Here is a 19,053-nt window from a genome sequence, read left to right as displayed (position 1 = left end):
GGAGACCCTCACCATGGCCCTGACCTTCCAGCCACTGCCGCCCGATCATCCCCTTTGCCCGGCCAGCCTGGCGCTGATGCAGGTGCTGCGCCCCCATCTCGCCGACGCCGAGCGCTACCAGGCGCAACTCCAACGCCAGGCGGCCCAGGGCTATCGGCTGCTGGCCGCCCTGGAGGAGGGCGAGGTGGTCGGCCTGGCCGGTTATCGCGAGCTGGAGAATCTGCTCTACGGTCGTTTCCTCTATGTGGACGATCTGGTGGTACAGCCGGCCCGCCAGCGCGATGGCTTGGGTGGGCGGCTGCTGGCGGCGGTCCGTCGCGAGGCCTTGGAGCGCGGCTGCTCCCATCTGATCCTGGATACCGGGCTGCACATGCCCCTGGCCCAACGCTTCTATTTCCGTCAGGGCCTGCTCGCCCGCGGCTTGCATTTCGCCGAGCGCCTGAGCGGAGAGCTGCCGGCATGAAGACCGCTCTCTACCTCAATGCCAGTCCGCGCCCGGCTGCCTCCCAGGGGCATCGGCTGTCCGGCGAACTCCTGGCTGCCCTGCGCCAAGGCTATCCCCGCCTGCGGGTACTGGAGCGGGATCTGGCCACCGCGCCGCTGCCGCCCCTGAGCGCCGACTATGCCGAGGCCCTGACCCGGCGCACGCCACCGGAGACGCCGGTATTCGCCCTGTCCGAAATCCTCATCGGCGAGTTGGAGGCCAGTGACCTGCTGCTGATCAACACGCCGCTGCACAACTTCACCCTGCCGGCGGCGCTCAAGCTGTGGCTGGACTTCGTGCTGCGCATCGGCCGCACCTTCGAGTCCACCGCCGAGGGCAAGCGCGGGTTGCTGGCCGACCGGCCGGTCTATCTGCTGGTCAGTTCGGGCGGTCATCACCGCGGGCCACGCGCACGGCAGCCGGATTTCCTGACCTCCTACATGCGCCATGCCCTGGGCACGCTCGGGCTGTTCGACCTGCACTTCAGTTATCTGGAGGGCCTGGTCGGCGACCCCGCCGAGGTGGCCGACACCCTGGCGAGCGCCCGTGAACAACTCTCCCGCGAGGTGCCTTTCCGCCATCTCGCCAACCCTGCCACTACCACTCTGGAGTGAATCATGAGCCAACTGCGACTGCCGTTTTCCACCCTATCTCCCGCCGCCTACCAGGGCCTGATCGCCACGGGCCAGGCCTTGGCGCAGAGTTCGCTTGGCCAGGAATTGGTAGAGCTGATCTATCTGCGCATCTCTCAGATCAATGGCTGCGCCTTCTGCCTCGGCAAGCATGCCGAAACCCTGCGCAAAGCGGGTGTTACCCAGGCCAAGCTGGATCGTCTGGCCGGTTGGCGGATCAGCGAACTGTTCGATGCCCGCGAGCGTGCCGCCCTGGAATGGGCCGAGACCCTGACCGCTGTCGCCGACAAGGGCGCGCCCGATGTGGCTTACGAACCGCTCAAGGCGCAGTTCAGCGACGCGGAAATCGCCGACCTGACCTTTGCCGTGGCCTTGATGAATGCCTTCAATCGGTTGGCGGTGGGGATGCGCCTCTGAGGCGACGGTGGGCCGCAGCGAAGACGGATTGCAGGACTTCGCCGCGCGCCCCGGATGCTTGGGCGATCAACCGCCCGATCCAGACGCCGACGCTCACTTGGAAGACCGGGCCAGGCTATACTGCGCCTTTCTACCCGACCACCCAGGTGCAGCATGGCTACCGATACCTCGAAGCTGGATCGAATCCTCGCCGAGACCCAGCGTGAGCGCGAACGCGGCTACCGCGACAAGGCGCTGAAGATGTATCCCCACGTCTGCGGTCGCTGCGCCCGCGAATTCGCCGGCAAGCGCCTGAGCGAGCTGACCGTGCACCACCGTGACCACAACCACGACAACAATCCCCAGGACGGCTCCAACTGGGAATTGCTGTGCCTGTACTGCCACGACAACGAGCACAGTCGCTACACCGATCAGCAGTACTTCAGCGACAGCTCCCTGAGCTCGCCCAAGATGGCCCAGGCCACCCACAATCCCTTCGCCGGGCTGGCCGGGCTGCTGAAAAAGGACTGAGGGCAGCGCGGACCTGCGCACCCCGGTGGGTTAAGCCGGCCTTAAGACGTGCCATCTACCTTTTCAGTCCTGATGCCGAAAAGGGAGCGAGCGGGGATGAGACGTTCGACGCGTGCGCCACGGCTGCCCAGGGTCGTCCTGGCGCTGCTGACCGCGAGCTGGCTGACGGAGGCTGCGGCCGACATGACCGTCATCCGCGGGGAAGGCAGTGCGACCACTGCCGATACCGCGTCGGTGTACTTCAACAGCGGCATCAACGATCGTTCGGTCAGCTCCCTGCTGGCCGCCTTGAGCGACATAGCACTCAAATATCCCACTACCAAGAACGTCAATCTCCATCTCAACAGTGGCGGCGGCATGATGAATGCCGGCTATGTCGCCTACGAGTTCATCCGGCACTATCCCTTGCATGTCAATGTCATCAATGCGGCCGCTACCGATTCCGCGGCCACGATGATCTATTGCGCGGCCACGGATCGCTATGCCGAACCGCTCTCGAGCTTTCTCTTGCATCCGGCTGCGGCGGAGATAGCCGCCAACGGATTCATCAAGCCTGATCAGGCCAGACAGGCAGTGCAGGATGCGGAGCGGGCGAACCTGAAATTCAGCGAGATCTACAAGAGCTGTCTGAAGCTGGCGCCGGACGCCCTCGCCACGTTGCTGTCCTCCGAAAGCAACAGCCGACATCTGAATTACGCGGCCGCCAAGGACATCGGCCTGATCACCAGGGCGCAGGACCAGTTACCCGAGGGGAGCGACCGTGCCGCCTATTTCATCAGCGACGGCGGGGGCAGATAGGGCCAGGTCAAGGCTCGGCGTCGGGGCCAGATCCCGGCGCGGTCTACAGGCGCACTCGCTTTCGTGCTATCTTCGACCTATGCAATGCCCTTCTCCTGACTGGCAACCCAGTCCCCCATAGCTCGCGCCTTCCTCGTCCTTGCCTGTTGCAAGGACGCTTGCCGTCCTGTCGCGCCCGCGACGTGGCGGCTGCCCACCCTGACATTCACGCCTGATCCGGCGTTTGCCACCTGCTCGATGGGTCAGGCACAGGTGCGAGTTATCTATGCTGCATACCCTCAAGACGCATTGGTTCTCCAATGTGAAGAACGACGTGCTGTCCGGCCTGGTGGTCGCCCTGGCGCTCATCCCGGAAGCCATCGCCTTTTCCATCATCGCCGGGCTCGATCCCAAGGTGGGGCTCTACGCCTCCTTCTGCATCGCCGTGGTGATCGCCTTCGTCGGCGGTCGGCCGGGGATGATCTCGGCGGCCACGGGCGCCATGGCGCTGCTGATGGTGACCCTGGTCAAGGAACACGGCCTGCAGTACCTGCTGGCCGCCACCCTGTTGACCGGGGTGCTGCAGATCGCCGCCGGCTATCTGCGCCTGGGCGCGCTGATGCGCTTCGTGTCCCGCTCCGTGGTGACGGGATTCGTCAACGCCCTGGCGATCCTGATCTTTCTTGCCCAGTTGCCCGAGCTGACCCATGTCGGCTGGGAGGTCTACGCCATGACCGCCGCCGGGTTGGGCGTCATCTATCTGTTCCCCTTGTTGCCGGTGGTGGGCCGGATGCTGCCGTCGCCGCTGGTCTGCATCCTGGTGCTGACCGCCGTCTCCCTGGCCCTGGGCCTGGACATTCGCACGGTGGGCGACATGGGTCAGCTGCCCGATACCCTGCCGGTACTGCTCTGGCCGCAGGTGCCCCTGACCCTAGACACCCTGCTGATCATCCTGCCCTATTCGCTGGCGCTGGCCGTGGTCGGCCTGCTGGAGTCGCTGATGACCGCCACCATCGTCGATGACATCACCGATACGCCCAGCGACAAGAATCGCGAGTGCAAGGGCCAGGGGATCGCCAACATCGCTGCGGGTCTGCTGGGTGGTATGGCGGGCTGCGCCATGATCGGCCAGTCGGTGATCAACATGAAATCCGGGGGCCGTACGCGGCTGTCCACCCTCTGTGCAGGCGTCTTTCTGCTGCTGATGGTGGTGTTCCTGGGCGACTGGCTCGCGCGCATCCCCATGGCGGCCCTGGTCGCGGTGATGATCATGGTTTCCATCGGCACCTTCAGCTGGGATTCGATCCGCAATCTGCGGCGTCATCCGCTTTCCACCAATCTGGTGATGGTGGCTACCGTGGTGGTCGTGGTCGCTACCCACAACCTGGCGCTCGGCGTGCTGGTCGGGGTCTTGCTGGCCTCGCTGTTCTTTGCCAACAAGGTGGGGCACCAGCTGACCATCATCTCTCGCCTGGAGGCGCCCGGCGTACGCCGCTACGAGGTGCAGGGCCAGGTGTTCTTCTCTTCCACCGCGGCCTTCCTCGCCGCCTTCGATTTCAAGGAGGTGCTCGACGAGGTGCGCATCGACCTCAAGGCGGCCCAGTTCTGGGATATCACCGCCGTCGCCGCCCTGGACAAGGTCGTGCTCAGGTATCGCCGGGAAGGCGTGACCGTGCAGGTGCTCGACCTCGACCAGGCCAGCGCGACCCTGGTCGATCGCTTCGGCATCCACGACAAGCCGGGGGCCGGCAGCGAACTGCTGGGCCATTGAGGAGAGACACCCATGAGCAAGATCATCGCCTGTATCGACGGCTTGCCCCTGGCGGGCAGTGTCTGCGACCACAGCGCCTGGCTGGCCCACCGCCTTGCGCTGCCCATCACCCTGCTGCACGTCCTGGAACGCAGCCTCTATCCGACCTCACCTGACACCAGCGGCGCCATCGGCCTCGGCTCGCGCGAGCACCTGCTCGAAGCGCTGGCCCGGCTGGACGAGCAGCGTGCCCGCCTGGCGCGGGCCGACGGCGAGGCGCTGCTGGCCGGAGCCCTGCAGCGGTTGCACGCGCGGGGGGTGGCGACGGCGCCGACGACGCTCCAGCGTCATGACTATCTGGCGGATACCCTGCGCGAACTGGAGGCCGAGCTGGGCGTGCTGGTGATCGGCAAGCGCGGTGAGCACTCCGGCAGTCGTGGGATCGGCAGCCAGCTGGAAACGGTGGTGCGGATGCTGCACAGGCCCATCCTGGTCTGCGCTGCCGATTTCATCGAGCCCCGGCGCTATCTGGTCGCCTACGATGGCAGCGAAACCACTCACCAGGGTCTGTTGCGCGTCGCCAGGAGTCTGCTGCTGTCGGGGCTCGAGGGCGAGATCCTGCAGGTCGGCGACACCACCCCGGCCCGACTGGCCGGACTGGAAGCCGCTGCGGATCTCTTGAGGTCCTGTGGCAGCACGGTGACGACGCATCTCGTTGCCGGGCATCCGGAGGAGGCGATTCCCGACCGGGTGCATGCCACTCGGGCCGACCTGCTGGTGATGGGCGCCTACAGCCATTCTGCCGCCAGGCGCTTCCTGCTGGGCAGCCAGACCTCTCACATGCTGCGTCACACCGACATCACCACCCTGGTACTGCGCGCCTGAGAGAGCGGCCCTGGTCAGGATCGCGACCAGGACCCGCGAGCCCGGCTAGACGGCCTTGGGCGGCAACGCCTCTTCGAGAAAGTCGATGAAGGCGCGCACCTTGCCGGTCAGCGCCGAACGTTCGGCGACGCAGGCATATATGTCCATGGCTTCCGACTGGGCCGACGTGGCGCCCTGGCCATCCGCGCCGAACAGCGGTATCAGCTGCCCGCGCTCGATCAGCGGCAGGGCGACGAAGTCCGCCAGGCGCGCGATGCCGCCGCCGTTCACCGCGATCTGCGCCAGCATGTCGATGTCGTCGCAGACGAAGCCGGGGCGCGTGGCTGCCTCGAACACCTGGCCTTCGCGTTCGAATCGCCAGGGCAGATAGCGACCGTCGGTGGGATAGCGAAACAGCAGGCAGGCATGCTGCTGCAGGTCTTCCGGAGTGCGCGGCGTGCCCGCGTGCGCCAGATAGGCGGGCGATGCGCAGAACAGGAAAGTCCGGGACGCGATGCGTCGGGCGACAAGGTTGTCGCTGAGCTGCGCCTTGATCCTCAGGCTGACGTCTATCTGTTCCAGGCGATGATCCAGGCGCCGGTCGGAGCCGATCAATTCGATGTCGATGCCCGGATAGCGGCGCTTGAACGCCGGCAGCAGCGGCGCCAGCAGATGCCGGCCGAAGGCGGCGGTGGTCGCCACCCGCAGCGCTCCCTGGGGTTCGCTGGCCAGGGTCGCCGACTGGGCGGCGCTCTCGACCTCCTGCGGGATGTGCCGGACCTTGTCGAAATAGCGGGCCCCGCTTTCCGTCATGGCCAGGCGGCGCGTGGTCCGCGACAGCAGGCGCACGCCCAGATGCGCCTCCAGCCGGGCCAGGCTCTGACTCACCGCGGTCGCACTCAGGCCCAGGCCACGGGCAGCCCCGGCGATGCTGCCGGCTTCCACGACCTTGATATAGGTACTGATCAAACCCAGGATGTCCACGAGATCCCTATCGCTGTATTCGTTGATTTCTGTTGAAGGTGAACCAACGGCGACGCGGCTACCGGCCGGTTCCGCTGCTTGTTAGCTTGGCCTCGCCCATCCACCAGAGACTAGCCGATGAATTCCCAGACTCCAGCGCTTACCGCCAGACGACGCCTGCCCAAGGGCGTGACGCCCTATGTGTTCGCCCTCTATATGTCGACCATCATGGCCTTGCTGATGTGCCTAGTGATCACCCTGGCCGAGTTCGGGTTCGATGCCTATTACTTCAGGAATGTGATGAATGCCTATCAGGTGGCGATGCCTGCGGCGTTCGTCTGCGTGTTGCTGGTCAGACCGCTGGTGGCGCGGCTGGTCGCCCTGACCGTGCAGGCCTGAGGCGTCCGCCGTGGCGCTCGCCGCTGGCCGCCGGTTACCCGCGTTCGTGCCGGGCCAGCCAGGCCAGGACCGCGAGCCAGCAGACGCCCGTGGCGTAGTTGAGGCGCTGGTAGAGGCCGAAGCCCTGGCCGTCGGTGACCGCTCCCGCCATCAGGGCCGCGGTGACCAGCGCCAGCGCGGTACAGAGGATCGAGAAGCAGGCAAAGCCTGGCGAGGCCAGCAGGCGCCTGCCAAGCCAGCCCCAGAGTGCGCTGGCCAGGGTCAGCGACAGGAACATCACCAGGCCCGCCAGGTTGTGCAGCGTTTGCGAGCGCGAGGGCTGCACCGGGGCGCAGCCCTGATCGCAGGGAAAGACGCCGGTGGCGAAGCTCGCCAGGCCATGCAGCAGGATCAGGGCCGCACTCAGGCAAGCCAGGTGCGAACCGCGAAAGCGCCGGGCCAGGCCCAGGGCCACCAGCACGAAGAGCACGCCGAGCGGCAGGTTGTTGATCCAGGCGGAAAAGCCCTGGGTAGGCGCATCGATGGCGCCCAACCGACTCAGGGCGTGGTCGACATGGCTATAGCCGGGATAGGCCAGGGCGGTCAGTCCTACACCGATCGTCAGCCAGACAGGAATCACCAGACCCATGCCCAGCAGAACCCGGTCGACCCTGTTCAAGGTGGACGTCCTCGTCATCATGGCTCGCGCTTCCTGGGTCTTGAGATCCGCTCATGCTAGGAGGCGCTGGCCGGCGAGCGTTACGGATTTTTTTGCAAGGCAGCTTGCCCTGGCGTCATCCTGTGCCGCCCCGCCGCCAAGGATGACCGCCGATGACTAGACGCCTGCCCAGCACCACGGCGCTGGTAGCCCTGGAGGCGGCTGCCCGCCATCTCAGCTTCGCCAGGGTCGCGCAGGAGCTGGCGCTCAGTGAGGGCGCCATCAGCCGGCAGATCGCCAAGCTGGAGGCTGCGCTGGGTGTCCGGCTGTTCAATCGGATCGGCAATCGCGTCGAGCTCTCCGCCGCCGGTGCCGGCTATGCCGCGCAGATGCGCACGGCGCTCGCCGACATCGAGCGCCATACCCAGCAACTGATCGCCCAGGCCCGCGGCGCCACGACGCTGGAAATCGGCGTCATCCCGACCCTGGCCGGTCGCTGGCTGATCCCCCTCCTGGCGCGTTTCCACGAGCGCCATCCGGAGATCCAGGTCAACCTGCGCGAGCGGACGCAGCCCTTCGCCCTGGAAGACAGCGGCCTGCATGCCGCGATCAACTACGAGCATCCGGCCTGGCAGAGCCTGAGGGTGCAGCGGCTGTTCGAGGCGCCACTGGTCGCGGTCTGTCATCCGCGACTGGCCGATCATCCGCCGGCCAGTCTGCCGTTGTTGCACAAGCGGGAGAGTCCGCACAGCTGGCGTCGTTATGCCGCGCTCACCGGACTGCCCTTGGGTGTCCAGGCGACCGGCCCTACCTATGATCGCTATTCGCTGCTGATCGAAGCCGCCAAGGCCGGTTTCGGCATGGCCCTGGTGCCCCAGCGCTACATCGAGGAAGACCTGGCCACCGGCCGCCTCCAGGCGCCCTGGCCGGCCATGCCCGAATTGCGCGAGCGCTATGTGCTGGTGACCCGGCCCGCGGAGGCTGTCGATCCGACGCTGGCGCTTTTCGAGCGGTGGCTGCTGGAGGAGGCCAGCCTGGAGTAGGGGAACCCGAGGGTGGAAAAGGCGGCGCCGTTTTCCACCCTGCGCTGGGGCATAGCGGGTGCGCCCCTCTACCTGGGGGCGTGGTAAGGGATCTGCAGGCTGGTTTGCAGCGAAGCCGCTATCGCAGCGGGCTCTTTCGCGTGGAAAAGGCTGCGCCGTTTTCCACCCTACGCGGGCCACACTGGGTACGCCTCCTCGCCCCATGGGAGAGGGACGGGGTGAGGGATCTGCAGGCTGGTTTGCAGCGAAGTCGCTATCGCAGCAGGCTCTTTCGCGTGGAAAAGGCTGCGCCGTTTTCCACCCTACGCGGGCCATAGCGGGTACGCCCCTCTGCCTGGGGAGAGGGGCGGGGTGAGCGATCTGCAGGTTGGTTTGCAGTGAAGCCGCTATCGCAGTGGGCTCGTCCGCGTGGAAAAGGCTGCGCCGTTTTCCACCCTACGCGGGCCACACCGGGTGCGCCCCCTCTCCCCATGGGAGAGGGTCGGGGTGAGGGAGGCCCCCGGCGCCAGACCTACACCTTGAAGCGCGCCGTCATCTCCTGCAGACGCACGCCGATGCGGGCCAGCTCCATGCTCGAAGAGGCCGTCTCCTCGCTGGCGGCGGCGGTCTGGTCGGAGATGTCGCGGACGTTGGTGACGTTGCGGCTGATCTCTTCGCCGGCCGAACTCTGTTGCTCGGCGGCGCAGGCGATCTGTTCGTTCATCGACTCGATGTCCTTGACCGACTGGGTGATGCGCTTGAGCATCTCGCCCGCCTCGCGCGACAGGCCGACGCTGCTGTCGGTCAGCTGCACATTGTGGTCGAGCACCGTCGCCATGCGATCGGTGCTCTGGTGCAGGCCGGTGATGAGCTGGGCGATCTCGTCCGTCGAGGAGCGAGTGCGCTGGGCCAGGCCGCGAACCTCGTCGGCGACCACGGCAAAGCCGCGGCCTGCCTCGCCGGCGCGAGCGGCTTCGATGGCGGCATTGAGCGCCAGCAGATTGGTCTGCTCGGAAACCGCCTTGATCACGTCGAGCACGCCGCCGATGCTGTCGGCATGGCCGCGCAGGGTGGCCATGGCCGCCTTGGTGGACTCCATTTCCTGCGCCAGCACCTCGATCTGGCTGACCGCCTTGCTCACCGACTGCTCGCCCTGCTGGGCCTGGCGACTGGCCTCCAGCGCGGACTTGGCCGCGTCCCCGGCGTTGCGCGCCACCTCGTGGGTGGTAGCGGTCATCTCCTGCATCGCGGTGGCGATCTGGTCGGTCTCGACCTTTTGCGACTGCACGCCGGCGCTGGTCTGTTCGGTGACCGCCGACAGCTGTTCGGCGGCACTGGCTACCTGGACCACCCCGTCGCGCACCTCGCCGATCAGCCGCCGCAGGTTGCCGGTCATGCGCTGCATGCTGGTCTGCAGGGCGCCCAGTTCATCCTTGCGGGTGACCGCCTGCTGATGAGTGAAATCGCCGTTGGCGACGCTTTCGGCCAGGGCCACGGTGTCCTGCAGCGGCTTGACGATGGAGCGGGTGATCAGCCAGGCACAGGCCGAGCCCAGGACAATGGCGACCGCCAGCCAGATCAGCAGCAACTGACGGGCACTGGCCGCATCGGCCTCACGAAAGTCCTGCTGGATCGCGGTCAGTTTGTCGGCGACGGAAAGCAGTGTGGTAATGGTGGTGGTGATACCGCCCTGAGCCTGGTCTACCTGCGCTTGCGCCGTCACCAGCTGGTCGAGACGTTGTCCGTAGCCGGTGATTTCATTGACGAGCTTCTGCACGGCCTCGGTGGGCAACGCCGTGGCGCCGAGCGCCTTGGCCTGGGTGAGCGCCGCGCCGATCGAGGTACGCGCCGTCTGCTCGCTGTCCTTGCCGGGGGTGGTGGCGTAGCCACGGAAATCGATCCTCATGCGCTGCACGCCGATGAACAGGGCGGCCACCTGCTGGCGATCCGCCGGACGACCGGTCTCGCCATTGGCTGCTTCGGCCAGTGTCAGCAGCTGGGCATTGGCTGTCTCCGCCGAGGCGCTGGCGGTCTTGCGGATGCTTTCCCGCTCGCGGGTGGCGGCGATCGTCTGATTGTAGAAGTCGCGATAACGCTTGAGGGCGTTGTCCGCCTCGTCCAGCAGGGTCCGGTTAACGGGGGCGTTGAAGTACGGAACGATGCTGTGCAACTGGCCTTCGGTCTTTTCCAGTGCGGCGAGCCACTTGGCCGCCTGGGCGTCATCGGCCTTGGTGAGGTAAACCAGCCGTTCGATACGCATGTCGCGAGCTACGGTGCTGTAGGTGGCGATGTCATTCATGCGCTCGCTGCGATCGCGCAGGGTATCGGTGGCGGCCCACCCGGTATAGGCCACCAGCAGGATCATGCCGATGAGCAGGGCGAAGCCAAGGCCCAGCTTGGCCCTGACAGTGAGATTACTTAGTGGATTCCAGCCATTTTGCTGCATGTGGACTACCTGGATAGCGGCGCGGTGGAAGGCGCCGGCTCGGTAGCCTGGCGCCTCATGCTTCGCGGTTACGGCAGCCTCTGTCGATTCGTCACCCAGCCGGCGGGACCGGCCGGCGCGAAGGGGGCGCTTGGCATCTTGTGCGGGTAACCACGGATTGGCCTGGAGAAATCGCCATTGGCATTCGGCCTCAGCGGCCGGATCCCCCGATCCGCCACGCCGTCGAGATCAGGGCAGTCGGACGGTCGGCTCAAGGACGGGGGTGGATGCCTCGATTACTACGATTCCTAAAGGCTGCCTAATAGAGCCTGAATCGCCGTAATGTTCGAATTTGGGCGATAGGCTGCGCGATTACGAGGACAGTCGGCAGGGTGCGAGGAGGTCCTACATCGTACCTTCCGTTCTGTCAGGGTCTTGTCAGCTATTGGTTTGACTATATGGCGTTGACCAAGGGGTGGCAGAGGGCTGGGTACTTTCTCCAGCAGAAATGAAAACGCCCCGACCGCTAGGCCGGGGCGTTCTCTGGATGGGCGGAGCCCGCCGATCACACCGCCGCGCTGCGCTCCTTGATGTCCTGGTGCAGGATGCGGTCGTTCTCGGAGTAGTCCACCGGGCAGTCGATGACGTGCACGCCGGGGGTGTCCAGGCAGTGCTGCACCAGCGGCGCGAAGGCCGCCGCGCTTTCCACGCGATGGCCGTGGGCGCCGTAGCTTTCGGCGTAGCGGACGAAGTCCGGGTTGCCGTAGTCCAGACCGAAGTCCTCGAAGCCCATCTGCGCCTGCTTCCAGCGGATCATGCCGTAGCCGTCGTCGCGCAGGATGATGACCACCAGGTTCATCTTCAGGCGCACCGCGGTTTCCAGCTCCTGGCTGTTCATCATGAAGCCGCCGTCACCGCACACCGCCACGATGGGGGTGTTGGGGTGCACCAGGCGCGCGGCCATGGCCGACGGCAGACCGGCGCCCATGGTGGCCAGGGCGTTGTCCAGCAGCACCGTGTTGGGCATGTAGGCCTTGTAGTTGCGGGCGAACCAGATCTTGTAGATGCCGTTGTCCAGGGCGACGATGCCGTCGGACGGCAGCACGTGGCGCAGATCGGCTACCAAGCGCTGCGGATAGACCGGGAAGCGGTCGTCGGTGGCGCCTTCGGCGACATGGGCCTCGTTGGCTTCGCGGATGGTCAGCAGGCGATCGAAGTCCCAGGTGGGCTGGACCTCGATGCGCTCCTTGATCTCCCAGATGGCGTTGGCGATGTCGCCCACCACCTCGACCTGCGGGAAGTACACCGGATCGACTTCGGCGGAGCGGAAGTTGATGTGGATGACCTCGGTGCCGCCGCGGGTCATGAAGAACGGCGGCTTCTCGATCACGTCGTGGCCGATGTTGACGATGAGGTCGGCGGACTCCAGGGCGCGGTGCACGAAGTCACCGGCGGAGAGGGCAGCGTTGCCCAGGAAGCGCGGATGGCGCTCGTCGACCACGCCCTTGCCGAGCTGGGTGGTGACGAAAGGGATGCCGGTCTTCTCGATCAGCTGGCGCAGGACACGCGCGGTCATCTTGCGGTTGGTGCCGGCGCCCAGCACCAGCACCGGGCTGCGGGCGTTTTCCAGCTTGGAGACGGCGGCGGCGATGGCCTTGGCTTCGGCGACCGGACGACGGCTCAGGCTCGGCGGGACCGGCAGGCTCTCGGTGTGCTCGTCGGCGATGTCTTCCGGCAGTTCCAGGTGCACGGAGCCGGGCTTTTCTTCCTCGGCGAGGCGGAAGGCCTCGCGGATGCGCGACGGGATGTTGTCGGCGGAGGCGAACTGGTGGGTGTACTTGGTGAGCGGCGCCATCATGCGGCACACGTCGAGAATCTGGAAACGCCCCTGCTTGGATTTCTTGATCGGCTTCTGGCCGGTCAGCATCAGCATCGGCATGCCGCCCAGGTAGGCGTAGGCGCCGGCGGTGACCAGGTTGGTGGCACCTGGACCGAGGGTGGAAAGGCAGACACCGGTCTTGCCGGTGAAGCGGCCGTAGGTGGCGGCCATGAAGCCGGCGGACTGCTCGTGGCGAGTCAGGATCAGCTTGATCTGCGAGGAGCGACGCAGGGATTCCAGCAGGTCCAGGTTCTCTTCGCCGGGAATGCCGAAGATGTATTCCACACCCTCGTTCTCCAAGCAGCGAACGACCAGATCGGAGGCCTTGATCATGAGTGTTGTATTCCTTGTAGGGTGGATGGCGAGCGCCTGAGGCGCCTCCTCTATGAGGCGCGGCGACCACTGTACTCAGGAACGGCGAAATATTTCAAAACAAGGAACCACCCAGTTTTACTTCTGTGACGAATGGCCGCAGCGGAAACGATTCAGGCGACGCAGCGCTGTAGCGACGCCCGGGCGCGGCGCAGTTGCAGACCAGCGAACAGCAGACCCAGCGCGGCGATCACCAGGGCCGGTTGCAGATCGCCGGCATAGTGACTGCTGGCAGCGCCGAGCAGCGGACCGAGCAACTGGCCGGTGGCGAAGCTGGCGGTGAGCACCCCGGCGTTGCGTTGCGGCGTGGCCGGCGCCAGCTCGCGGCCGTATTGCATCACCAACTGCATGCAGGCGAGGAAGGGACCGCCGCAGAGCAGCACGCCAAGGAACAGCGCCAGGCTACCGGGCAGGAGGCAGAGCAGCACGCCCGCGGCCTGCAGCCAGAGGGTCGCGATCAGCCAGCGGCGGGTATCGGTGCCCGGGCGCCTCAGGCTGACCAGCACCACGCCCAGGGCCGCGGCCAGGCCGTAGCCGGGCCAGAAGAGGTCGGCCTGCCACTGGCCATGGAAGCGGCTGGCGGCCATCTGCGAGAGAAAGGTCGCCGGCAGGATGTAGCCGACGCCCACCAGGCCATAGGCCAGGATCAGGCGATTAAAGGCCGGGGAGCGCTTGGCCGGCGCCGCGGCGGCGCTGGGTAGCGGGGTGGCCGGACCGCGCCGTGGCAGCAGGGGCAGCAGCGCCAGGGTCGCCACGCTGGCGAGCAGGCCGTAGCTCAGCCACAGCTGGTTGGAGTCACCGCCCAGGCGATTGCTGACCAGGGCCATCAGACCGCTGATCAGGATGCCTACCCCGGGACCGGTAAAGACCAGGGCGCCCAGGCGCGGCCGGCCGGCCTCGGCGGCCAGGGGCTGGCTGAGACCGGTCACCATCACCAGTACCCAGGCGCTGGCCAGCCCGGTACCGAAGCGCAGCAGCGCCTGGGCGGCCAGGCCATCGGCCAGCAGCGACGCCAGGGTCAGGCCGGCGCAGAGCCAGAGGCCGCCGACCAGCCGGGCATGGGTACGGCGGGCGAAGAGGGCATCCAGGGCGCCCAGCAGATAGCCCAGGTAGTTGGCCGCGGCCAGCAGGCTGGCGCCGGTGAGGTCGATCTGGCCCTCGGCGATCAGGTGGGGCAGGGCGGGGGTGAGGGCGAAGCGGCCGATGCCCATGGCGGTGGCCAGGGCCAGCAGGCAGGCCAGCAGGCGGGTGGTGGCGGTCATCGCAAGACTCCAGTAGCGAGCGGATGGGTACAGCCTAGGCCTTGAAGTTAATCAATAAAAACGAATAATAGAGAAATAGATGTTCAGCTAAAGAGAAGGGTGGTGATTCATGGAATTCGCAGAGCTACGCATCTTCCAGGCGGTGGCCGAGGAGGGTTCCCTGGTGAAGGCCGCCGAGCGGCTCAATCGGGTGCCGTCCAATCTCTCCACGCGCCTGCGCCAGCTGGAAGACAAATTGGGGGCGGAGCTGTTCCTGCGCGAGCGCCAACGGCTGCACCTGACCGCCGCTGGCCACCGGCTGCTGGACTACGCCCATCGCCTGTTCGCCCTGGCCGACGAGGCGCGCAGCGCGGTGCAGGGCGGCGAGCCGGCCGGTACCTTTGTGCTGGGCTCCATGTTCAGCACCGCGGCCATCCACCTGCCGGGGCTGCTGGCCCGCTATCACCAGCGCTATCCCAAGGTGAATCTGCAGGTGCACAGCGGCCCCAGTGGCGAACTGGTCGAGGGCCTGCTGGCCGGGCGCCTGGACGCCGCCCTGGTGGACGGCCCGGCGCCCGACGCGGCGCTGGAAGGCCAGCCCTGGTTCGAGGAGCGCCTAGTGCTGATCACCGGGCTGGAACTCGGTCCGGTGCGTTCGCCCGCCGACGTGGCGGGGCGCCCAGTGTTCGGTTTTCGCGCCGGCTGCTCCTATCGTCGCTACCTGGACACCTGGTACGCCGCCGCCGGGGTGCCCAGCGGACCGGTGATGGAGATCGAGTCCTACCACAGCATGCTGGCCTGCGTGATCACCGGCGGAGTGGCGCTGATGCCGGAATCCATGCTCGACAGCCTGCCCGGTCGCGAGCGGGTGCAGCGTCACGAAATCCAGGCACGCTTCGCCCGGGCCACCACCTGGCTGATGTGGCGCAAGGGCCGCGAGGGGGCCAATCTGCGCAGTTGGCTGGAGTTGCGCGAGAGCCTGCAGACCGACCGCGAAGCTGTTGCTTTGGTGTGATGATTGCCCGATCCTAGGTGGCGGTTTCCTACCGTTTACCGAGGACGATCATGATAAGAATAGCCATCGTCGGTTTGGGCAAGATCGCCCGTGACCAGCACCTGCCGGCGCTCGCCGCCAATCCCGACTACGAGCTGGTCGCCGTGGCCAGCCGCAATGCCCAGCTCGACGGCGTCGCCCACTATCCCAGCCTGAGCGCCCTGCTCGAAGACGGTCCGGCGATCGACGCCGTGTCGCTTTGCGCGCCCGCGGCGGTGCGCTACGAACAGGCCCGCGAGGCCCTGGCCGCGGGCAAGCACGTGATGCTGGAAAAACCGCCGGGGGCGACCCTGAGCGAGGTGGATGCCCTGGCCCGCCAGGCCGAGGCGGCCGGTCTTTCGCTGTTCGCCACCTGGCATTCCCGCCATGCCCAGGGCGTGCAGCCGGCCCGCGCGTGGCTGGAAGGCAAGCGCATCCAGGCGGTGCGGATCGAGTGGAAGGAAGACGTGCGCGTCTGGCATCCGGGGCAGGCCTGGATCTGGGAACCGGGCGGCATGGGCGTCTTCGATCCGGGCATCAATGCCCTGTCCATCGTCACCGCCATCCTGCCGCGGCCGTTCTTTCTCAAGGAGGCGACGCTGCAGGTGCCCGGCAACTGCCAGACCCCAGTGGCGGCGCAACTGGCCTTCGTCGACAGCGCCGGGGTGCCCATCGCCGCCGACTTCGACTTCCTGCAGACCGGTCCCCAGACCTGGGACATCCATGTCGACACCGATGCGGGTCGCCTGACCCTGAGCAAGGGCGGCAGCGAGCTCTATCTGGACGGCCAGCTGAGCCACCAGGGGCCGGATCAGGAGTACGCCGGTCTCTATGCCCGCTTCGCCGAACTGGTCGCCGCAAATCGCTCCGACGTCGACGTGGCCCCACTGCGCCATGTAGCGGACGCCTTCCTCTATGGCCGTCGGGAGACCGTGGCGGAATTTCACGAGTAAGGGGACCCTCACCCCAGCCCTCTCCCCGAGGTAGAGGGTGCGCCACCTGGGGCTCGTGTAGGTTGGGTTGAGCGCAGCGAAGCCCAACAAGGGTGGCTTGGCTTGTTGGCTTCCCTCACCCCAACCCTCTTCCCAAGGGAGAAAGGCGCTCAGCTGCGGCGTAGGGTGGAAAACGGCGCAGCCTTTTCCACGCGGGCTGGCTCGATGCTCAACGCCGCTCCAGCAACACCCCACTCTCCATGTGGTGCGTCCAGGGGAACTGGTCGAACAGGGCGCAGCGGGTGATGCGGTGGGTGTCCTGCAGCTGGGCGATGTTCTCGGCCAGGGTCTCCGGGTTGCAGGAGATGTAGAGGATGCGCTCGAAGCGGCGGGTCAGTTCGCAGGTGTCCGGATCCATGCCGGCGCGCGGCGGATCGACGAAGACGGTGCCGAACTCATAGCTCTTGAGATCCACCCCGGCCAGGCGCCGGAAGGGACGGACCTCGTTGAGCGCCTGGGTCAGTTCCTCGGCGGAGAGGCGCACCAGGCTGACGTTGTCCACGCCATTGCTGGCCAGGTTGTGCAGGGCGGCGTTGACCGAGGTCTTGCTCACCTCGGTGGCCAGCACCTTGCGGACCCGGCTGGCCAGCGGCAGGGTGAAGTTGCCATTGCCGCAATAGAGCTCCAGCAGATCGTCGTCGCGCTCGCCTAGGGCGGTATGGGCCCAGCTCAGCATCTTCCCGTTGACGGTGCCATTGGGCTGGGTGAAGCCGCCCTCGGGTTGCAGATAGCTATAGGTCTTGCCGGCCACCTCCAGCTCCTCGATCACATGGTCACGCCCGATCACCAGGCGTTGACCGCGGGAGCGACCGATCAGGCTGACGCCGAGGTCGGCGGCCAGGCGCTCGGCGGCGGCCTGCCAGGCGGCGTCCAGCGGGCGGTGGTAGGCCAGGGTGATCACCGCATCACCGCTCAGGGTGGTGAGGAATTCCACCTGGAACAGCTTGAACGACAGCGCCACGTCTGCCTGCCAGCCGGCCTTGAGCCGGGGCATCAGGTCGTTGATGCGCTGGCTGGCGATGGGGAAGTCCTCGATGAGGATCGGCGTGTGCTTGTCGCCCGGGGCGAACATGGCGTAGTGGCGCTCTTCGTTCTCCCGCCACAGGCGGAATTCGGCGCGCAGTCGGTAGTGCTGCAGCGGCGAGGCGAAGACCTCCGGCTCGGGCGCCTGGAAGGGCGCCAGCAGGTCGCGCAGGCGACCGGCCTTGGCATCGAGTTGGGTCTGGTAGTCGGCGGGGGCGAAGGAAGGCTGGGACATGGTAGATCCGGAGAGACGATGAGGCGGGGAAACCCTCGGGACCAGGGCCCCGAGGGTGGCGGGTCAGGCGTTGAACCAGCCCAGCTTGATGACGAACAGGATCGACAGCACGATCAGCGCCGAATTCAGCTCGCGGGTACGGCCGGACAGCAGCTTGATGACCGTCCAGGTGATGAAGCCGAAGGCGATGCCGTTGGCGATGGAATAGGTCAGCGGCATGGCCAGAGCGGTGACCAGCACCGGGGCGGCGGTGGTCAGGTCGTCCCACTCGATCTCGGCCAGGCCCGAGGTCATCAGCACGGCGATGAAGAACAGCGCCGGCGCGGTGGCGAAGGCCGGCACGCTGCCCGCCAGGGGAGCGAAGAACAGCGCCAGCAGGAACAGCACCGCGACCACCACGGCGGTGAGGCCGGTACGACCCCCGGCGGAGACGCCCGCGGCCGATTCGATGTAGCTGGTGGTGGTGGAGGTGCCCAGCAGCGAGCCGAACATGGCGGCGGAGCTGTCGGCGATCAGGGCGCGGCCCATCTTCGGCAGATGGCCGTCCTTGCCCATCAGGCCGGCGCGCTTGGCCACGCCGATCAGGGTGCCGGAGTTGTCGAACAGGTCGACGAACAGGAAGGCGAAGATGACGCTGATCAGGCCGACGTCCAGGGCCCCCCGGATGTCCAGCTGCAGGAAGGTCGGGGCCAGCGACGGCGGCATGGAGACCAGGCCGCCAAAGGCGCTGACGCCCAGAGCGATGGCGATCACGGTGACCACCAGGATGCCGATCAGCACCGCGCCGGTGACCTTGCGCGCCTCGAGCACGACGATCAGGAAGAAGCCGAGGATGGCCAGCAGCGGACCGGGTTTGGACAGGTCGCCCAGGCCCACCAGGGTCGCCGGATTACCCACCACGATGCCGGCGGTCTGCAGGGCGATCAGCGCCAGGAACAGGCCGATGCCGGCGGCGATGCCCGAGCGCAGCGGCAGCGGGATGCTGTTGATGATCCATTCGCGGATGCGAAAGATCGACAGCAGGAAGAACATCAGCGCCGAGAGGAACACCGCGCCCAGGGCCACCTGCCAGGTATGGCCCAGGTGCAGGACCACGGTGTAGGTGAAGAAGGCGTTGAGGCCCATGCCGGGGGCGAGGGCGATGGGGTAGTTGGCGATGAGTCCCATGAGCGCCGAGCCGATGGCCGCGGCCAGGCAGGTGGCAACGAAGATCGCGCCCTTGTCCATGCCGGTGGCGCCAAGGATGCTCGGGTTGACGAACAGGATGTAGGCCATGGCCAGGAAGGTGGTCACCCCAGCCAGCAATTCGGTGCGGACAGAGGTGTTGTGGGCCTTGAGTTGGAAGAGTCTTTCCAGCATGGGATGCCTCGTGCGCGCCGGTCTGATCGGAAAAAACGG

18 protein-coding genes and 1 pseudogene are annotated in these 19,053 nt (G+C 66.6%); 11 read left to right on the top strand and 8 right to left on the bottom strand.

Going from position 1 to position 19,053, the window contains the following annotated elements:
• The first annotated feature begins 13 nt into the window (after positions 1-13).
• The 7 genes from CFE50_RS08630 to CFE50_RS08600 all read left to right on the top strand — a co-directional run bounded on the left by CFE50_RS08630 (position 14) and on the right by CFE50_RS08600 (position 5,455).
• Positions 14-463, top strand: coding sequence for a GNAT family N-acetyltransferase (locus CFE50_RS08630; protein WP_286732749.1), 450 nt, complete (start codon positions 14-16; stop codon positions 461-463).
• Positions 460-1,098 (top strand): FMN-dependent NADH-azoreductase, encoded by a 639-nt coding sequence (locus tag CFE50_RS08625; protein WP_241809862.1) that lies wholly within the window; start codon positions 460-462, stop codon positions 1,096-1,098. Before CFE50_RS08630 ends, CFE50_RS08625 begins: the two co-directional genes overlap by 4 nt.
• A 3-nt stretch (positions 1,099-1,101) precedes the next feature.
• Positions 1,102-1,533, top strand: coding sequence for a carboxymuconolactone decarboxylase family protein (locus tag CFE50_RS08620; RefSeq protein ID WP_286732747.1), 432 nt, complete (start codon positions 1,102-1,104; stop codon positions 1,531-1,533).
• A 153-nt stretch (positions 1,534-1,686) separates the two neighbouring features.
• A complete protein-coding gene (locus CFE50_RS08615; protein WP_286732745.1) occupies positions 1,687-2,043 on the top strand; it encodes a YajD family HNH nuclease in 357 nt (118 codons plus the stop codon).
• Positions 2,044-2,139: 96 nt separating this feature from the next.
• Positions 2,140-2,841, top strand: coding sequence for an ATP-dependent Clp protease proteolytic subunit (locus CFE50_RS08610; RefSeq protein WP_241809864.1), 702 nt, complete (start codon positions 2,140-2,142; stop codon positions 2,839-2,841).
• A gap of 265 nt (positions 2,842-3,106) precedes the next feature.
• Positions 3,107-4,591 (top strand): SulP family inorganic anion transporter, encoded by a 1,485-nt coding sequence (locus CFE50_RS08605; RefSeq protein WP_286732743.1) that lies wholly within the window; start codon positions 3,107-3,109, stop codon positions 4,589-4,591.
• Positions 4,592-4,603: 12 nt separating this feature from the next.
• A complete protein-coding gene (locus tag CFE50_RS08600) occupies positions 4,604-5,455 on the top strand; it encodes a universal stress protein (RefSeq protein ID WP_286732742.1) in 852 nt (283 codons plus the stop codon).
• A 45-nt stretch (positions 5,456-5,500) separates the two neighbouring features.
• Here the strand turns inward: CFE50_RS08600 and CFE50_RS08595 are convergent, their stop codons facing one another.
• Positions 5,501-6,418 carry a LysR family transcriptional regulator gene (locus CFE50_RS08595; RefSeq protein WP_286732740.1) on the bottom strand — a complete coding sequence of 306 codons (918 nt, stop codon included), beginning with the start codon at positions 6,416-6,418 and terminating at the stop codon, positions 5,501-5,503.
• A gap of 117 nt (positions 6,419-6,535) precedes the next feature.
• On the opposite strand from CFE50_RS08595, the gene CFE50_RS08590 reads away from it, so the two are divergent.
• Positions 6,536-6,796, top strand: coding sequence for a DUF2798 domain-containing protein (locus CFE50_RS08590; RefSeq protein ID WP_241809868.1), 261 nt, complete (start codon positions 6,536-6,538; stop codon positions 6,794-6,796).
• A gap of 34 nt (positions 6,797-6,830) precedes the next feature.
• On the opposite strand, the gene CFE50_RS08585 is transcribed toward CFE50_RS08590, so the two are convergent.
• On the bottom strand, positions 6,831-7,472 hold the full coding sequence (locus CFE50_RS08585) for a DUF998 domain-containing protein (protein WP_502694693.1): 642 nt from the start codon (positions 7,470-7,472) through the stop codon (positions 6,831-6,833).
• A gap of 134 nt (positions 7,473-7,606) precedes the next feature.
• Between CFE50_RS08585 and CFE50_RS08580 the strand changes: the two genes are divergently transcribed.
• A complete protein-coding gene (locus CFE50_RS08580) occupies positions 7,607-8,476 on the top strand; it encodes a LysR substrate-binding domain-containing protein (protein WP_286732736.1) in 870 nt (289 codons plus the stop codon).
• A gap of 511 nt (positions 8,477-8,987) precedes the next feature.
• On the opposite strand, the gene CFE50_RS22790 is transcribed toward CFE50_RS08580, so the two are convergent.
• From CFE50_RS22790 to CFE50_RS08565, 4 genes and pseudogenes are all read right to left on the bottom strand, one after another.
• Positions 8,988-9,851 (bottom strand): methyl-accepting chemotaxis protein, encoded by an 864-nt coding sequence (locus tag CFE50_RS22790; RefSeq protein ID WP_502694692.1) that lies wholly within the window; start codon positions 9,849-9,851, stop codon positions 8,988-8,990.
• A pseudogene (locus CFE50_RS22785) lies at positions 9,846-10,820 on the bottom strand (methyl-accepting chemotaxis protein); the annotation flags it as partial. The pseudogene CFE50_RS22785 and the gene CFE50_RS22790, both read right to left, overlap by 6 nt.
• Positions 10,821-11,445: 625 nt before the next feature.
• Positions 11,446-13,092 (bottom strand): acetolactate synthase large subunit, encoded by a 1,647-nt coding sequence (locus CFE50_RS08570; protein WP_286732732.1) that lies wholly within the window; start codon positions 13,090-13,092, stop codon positions 11,446-11,448.
• Positions 13,093-13,244: 152 nt separating this feature from the next.
• On the bottom strand, positions 13,245-14,393 hold the full coding sequence (locus tag CFE50_RS08565; RefSeq protein ID WP_286732730.1) for a YbfB/YjiJ family MFS transporter: 1,149 nt from the start codon (positions 14,391-14,393) through the stop codon (positions 13,245-13,247).
• Between the two features lie 109 nt (positions 14,394-14,502).
• Here CFE50_RS08565 and ptrR point away from each other — a divergent pair, with 109 nt between their 5' ends.
• Both ptrR and CFE50_RS08555 read left to right on the top strand, forming a co-directional pair.
• The gene (gene ptrR / locus CFE50_RS08560; RefSeq protein WP_286732728.1) at positions 14,503-15,387 is read left to right on the top strand and encodes a putrescine utilization regulator PtrR; all 885 of its coding nucleotides are present in this window, start codon (positions 14,503-14,505) and stop codon (positions 15,385-15,387) included.
• A gap of 50 nt (positions 15,388-15,437) precedes the next feature.
• Complete coding sequence (locus CFE50_RS08555) at positions 15,438-16,358, top strand: Gfo/Idh/MocA family protein (protein ID WP_286732725.1); 921 nt, start codon at positions 15,438-15,440, stop codon at positions 16,356-16,358.
• Between the two features lie 208 nt (positions 16,359-16,566).
• Here CFE50_RS08555 and trmA read toward each other — a convergent pair whose 3' ends face one another.
• The gene (gene trmA / locus CFE50_RS08550; RefSeq protein ID WP_286732723.1) at positions 16,567-17,655 is read right to left on the bottom strand and encodes a tRNA (uridine(54)-C5)-methyltransferase TrmA; all 1,089 of its coding nucleotides are present in this window, start codon (positions 17,653-17,655) and stop codon (positions 16,567-16,569) included.
• Between the two features lie 63 nt (positions 17,656-17,718).
• A complete protein-coding gene (locus tag CFE50_RS08545) occupies positions 17,719-19,014 on the bottom strand; it encodes an NCS2 family permease (RefSeq protein WP_027602630.1) in 1,296 nt (431 codons plus the stop codon).
• Positions 19,015-19,053: the final 39 nt, after the last annotated feature.

The organism is Pseudomonas sp. PGPPP4 (genome assembly GCF_002256045.1).
Taxonomy (GTDB): Bacteria; Pseudomonadota; Gammaproteobacteria; order Pseudomonadales; family Pseudomonadaceae; genus Chryseomonas; species Chryseomonas oryzihabitans.
The sequence above is the reverse complement of the archived record's forward strand: the minus strand, read 5'-3'. Positions and strand labels throughout refer to the sequence as shown.

Bases quoted from the DNA above. Each gene is read 5' to 3' on its own strand.
- CFE50_RS08630 (WP_286732749.1), top strand. From the start codon at position 14: ATGGCCCTGACCTTCCAGCCACTGCCGCCCGATCATCCCCTTTGCCCG.
- CFE50_RS08625 (WP_241809862.1), top strand. From the start codon at position 460: ATGAAGACCGCTCTCTACCTCAATGCCAGTCCGCGCCCGGCTGCCTCC.
- CFE50_RS08620 (WP_286732747.1), top strand. From the start codon at position 1,102: ATGAGCCAACTGCGACTGCCGTTTTCCACCCTATCTCCCGCCGCCTAC.
- CFE50_RS08615 (WP_286732745.1), top strand. From the start codon at position 1,687: ATGGCTACCGATACCTCGAAGCTGGATCGAATCCTCGCCGAGACCCAG.
- CFE50_RS08610 (WP_241809864.1), top strand. From the start codon at position 2,140: ATGAGACGTTCGACGCGTGCGCCACGGCTGCCCAGGGTCGTCCTGGCG.
- CFE50_RS08605 (WP_286732743.1), top strand. From the start codon at position 3,107: ATGCTGCATACCCTCAAGACGCATTGGTTCTCCAATGTGAAGAACGAC.
- CFE50_RS08600 (WP_286732742.1), top strand. From the start codon at position 4,604: ATGAGCAAGATCATCGCCTGTATCGACGGCTTGCCCCTGGCGGGCAGT.
- CFE50_RS08590 (WP_241809868.1), top strand. From the start codon at position 6,536: ATGAATTCCCAGACTCCAGCGCTTACCGCCAGACGACGCCTGCCCAAG.
- CFE50_RS08585 (WP_502694693.1), bottom strand. From the start codon at position 7,472: ATGACGAGGACGTCCACCTTGAACAGGGTCGACCGGGTTCTGCTGGGC.
- CFE50_RS08580 (WP_286732736.1), top strand. From the start codon at position 7,607: ATGACTAGACGCCTGCCCAGCACCACGGCGCTGGTAGCCCTGGAGGCG.
- CFE50_RS22790 (WP_502694692.1), bottom strand. From the start codon at position 9,851: ATGACCGGCAACCTGCGGCGGCTGATCGGCGAGGTGCGCGACGGGGTG.
- CFE50_RS08570 (WP_286732732.1), bottom strand. From the start codon at position 13,092: ATGATCAAGGCCTCCGATCTGGTCGTTCGCTGCTTGGAGAACGAGGGT.
- CFE50_RS08565 (WP_286732730.1), bottom strand. From the start codon at position 14,393: ATGACCGCCACCACCCGCCTGCTGGCCTGCCTGCTGGCCCTGGCCACC.
- ptrR (WP_286732728.1), top strand. From the start codon at position 14,503: ATGGAATTCGCAGAGCTACGCATCTTCCAGGCGGTGGCCGAGGAGGGT.
- CFE50_RS08555 (WP_286732725.1), top strand. From the start codon at position 15,438: ATGATAAGAATAGCCATCGTCGGTTTGGGCAAGATCGCCCGTGACCAG.
- trmA (WP_286732723.1), bottom strand. From the start codon at position 17,655: ATGTCCCAGCCTTCCTTCGCCCCCGCCGACTACCAGACCCAACTCGAT.
- CFE50_RS08545 (WP_027602630.1), bottom strand. From the start codon at position 19,014: ATGCTGGAAAGACTCTTCCAACTCAAGGCCCACAACACCTCTGTCCGC.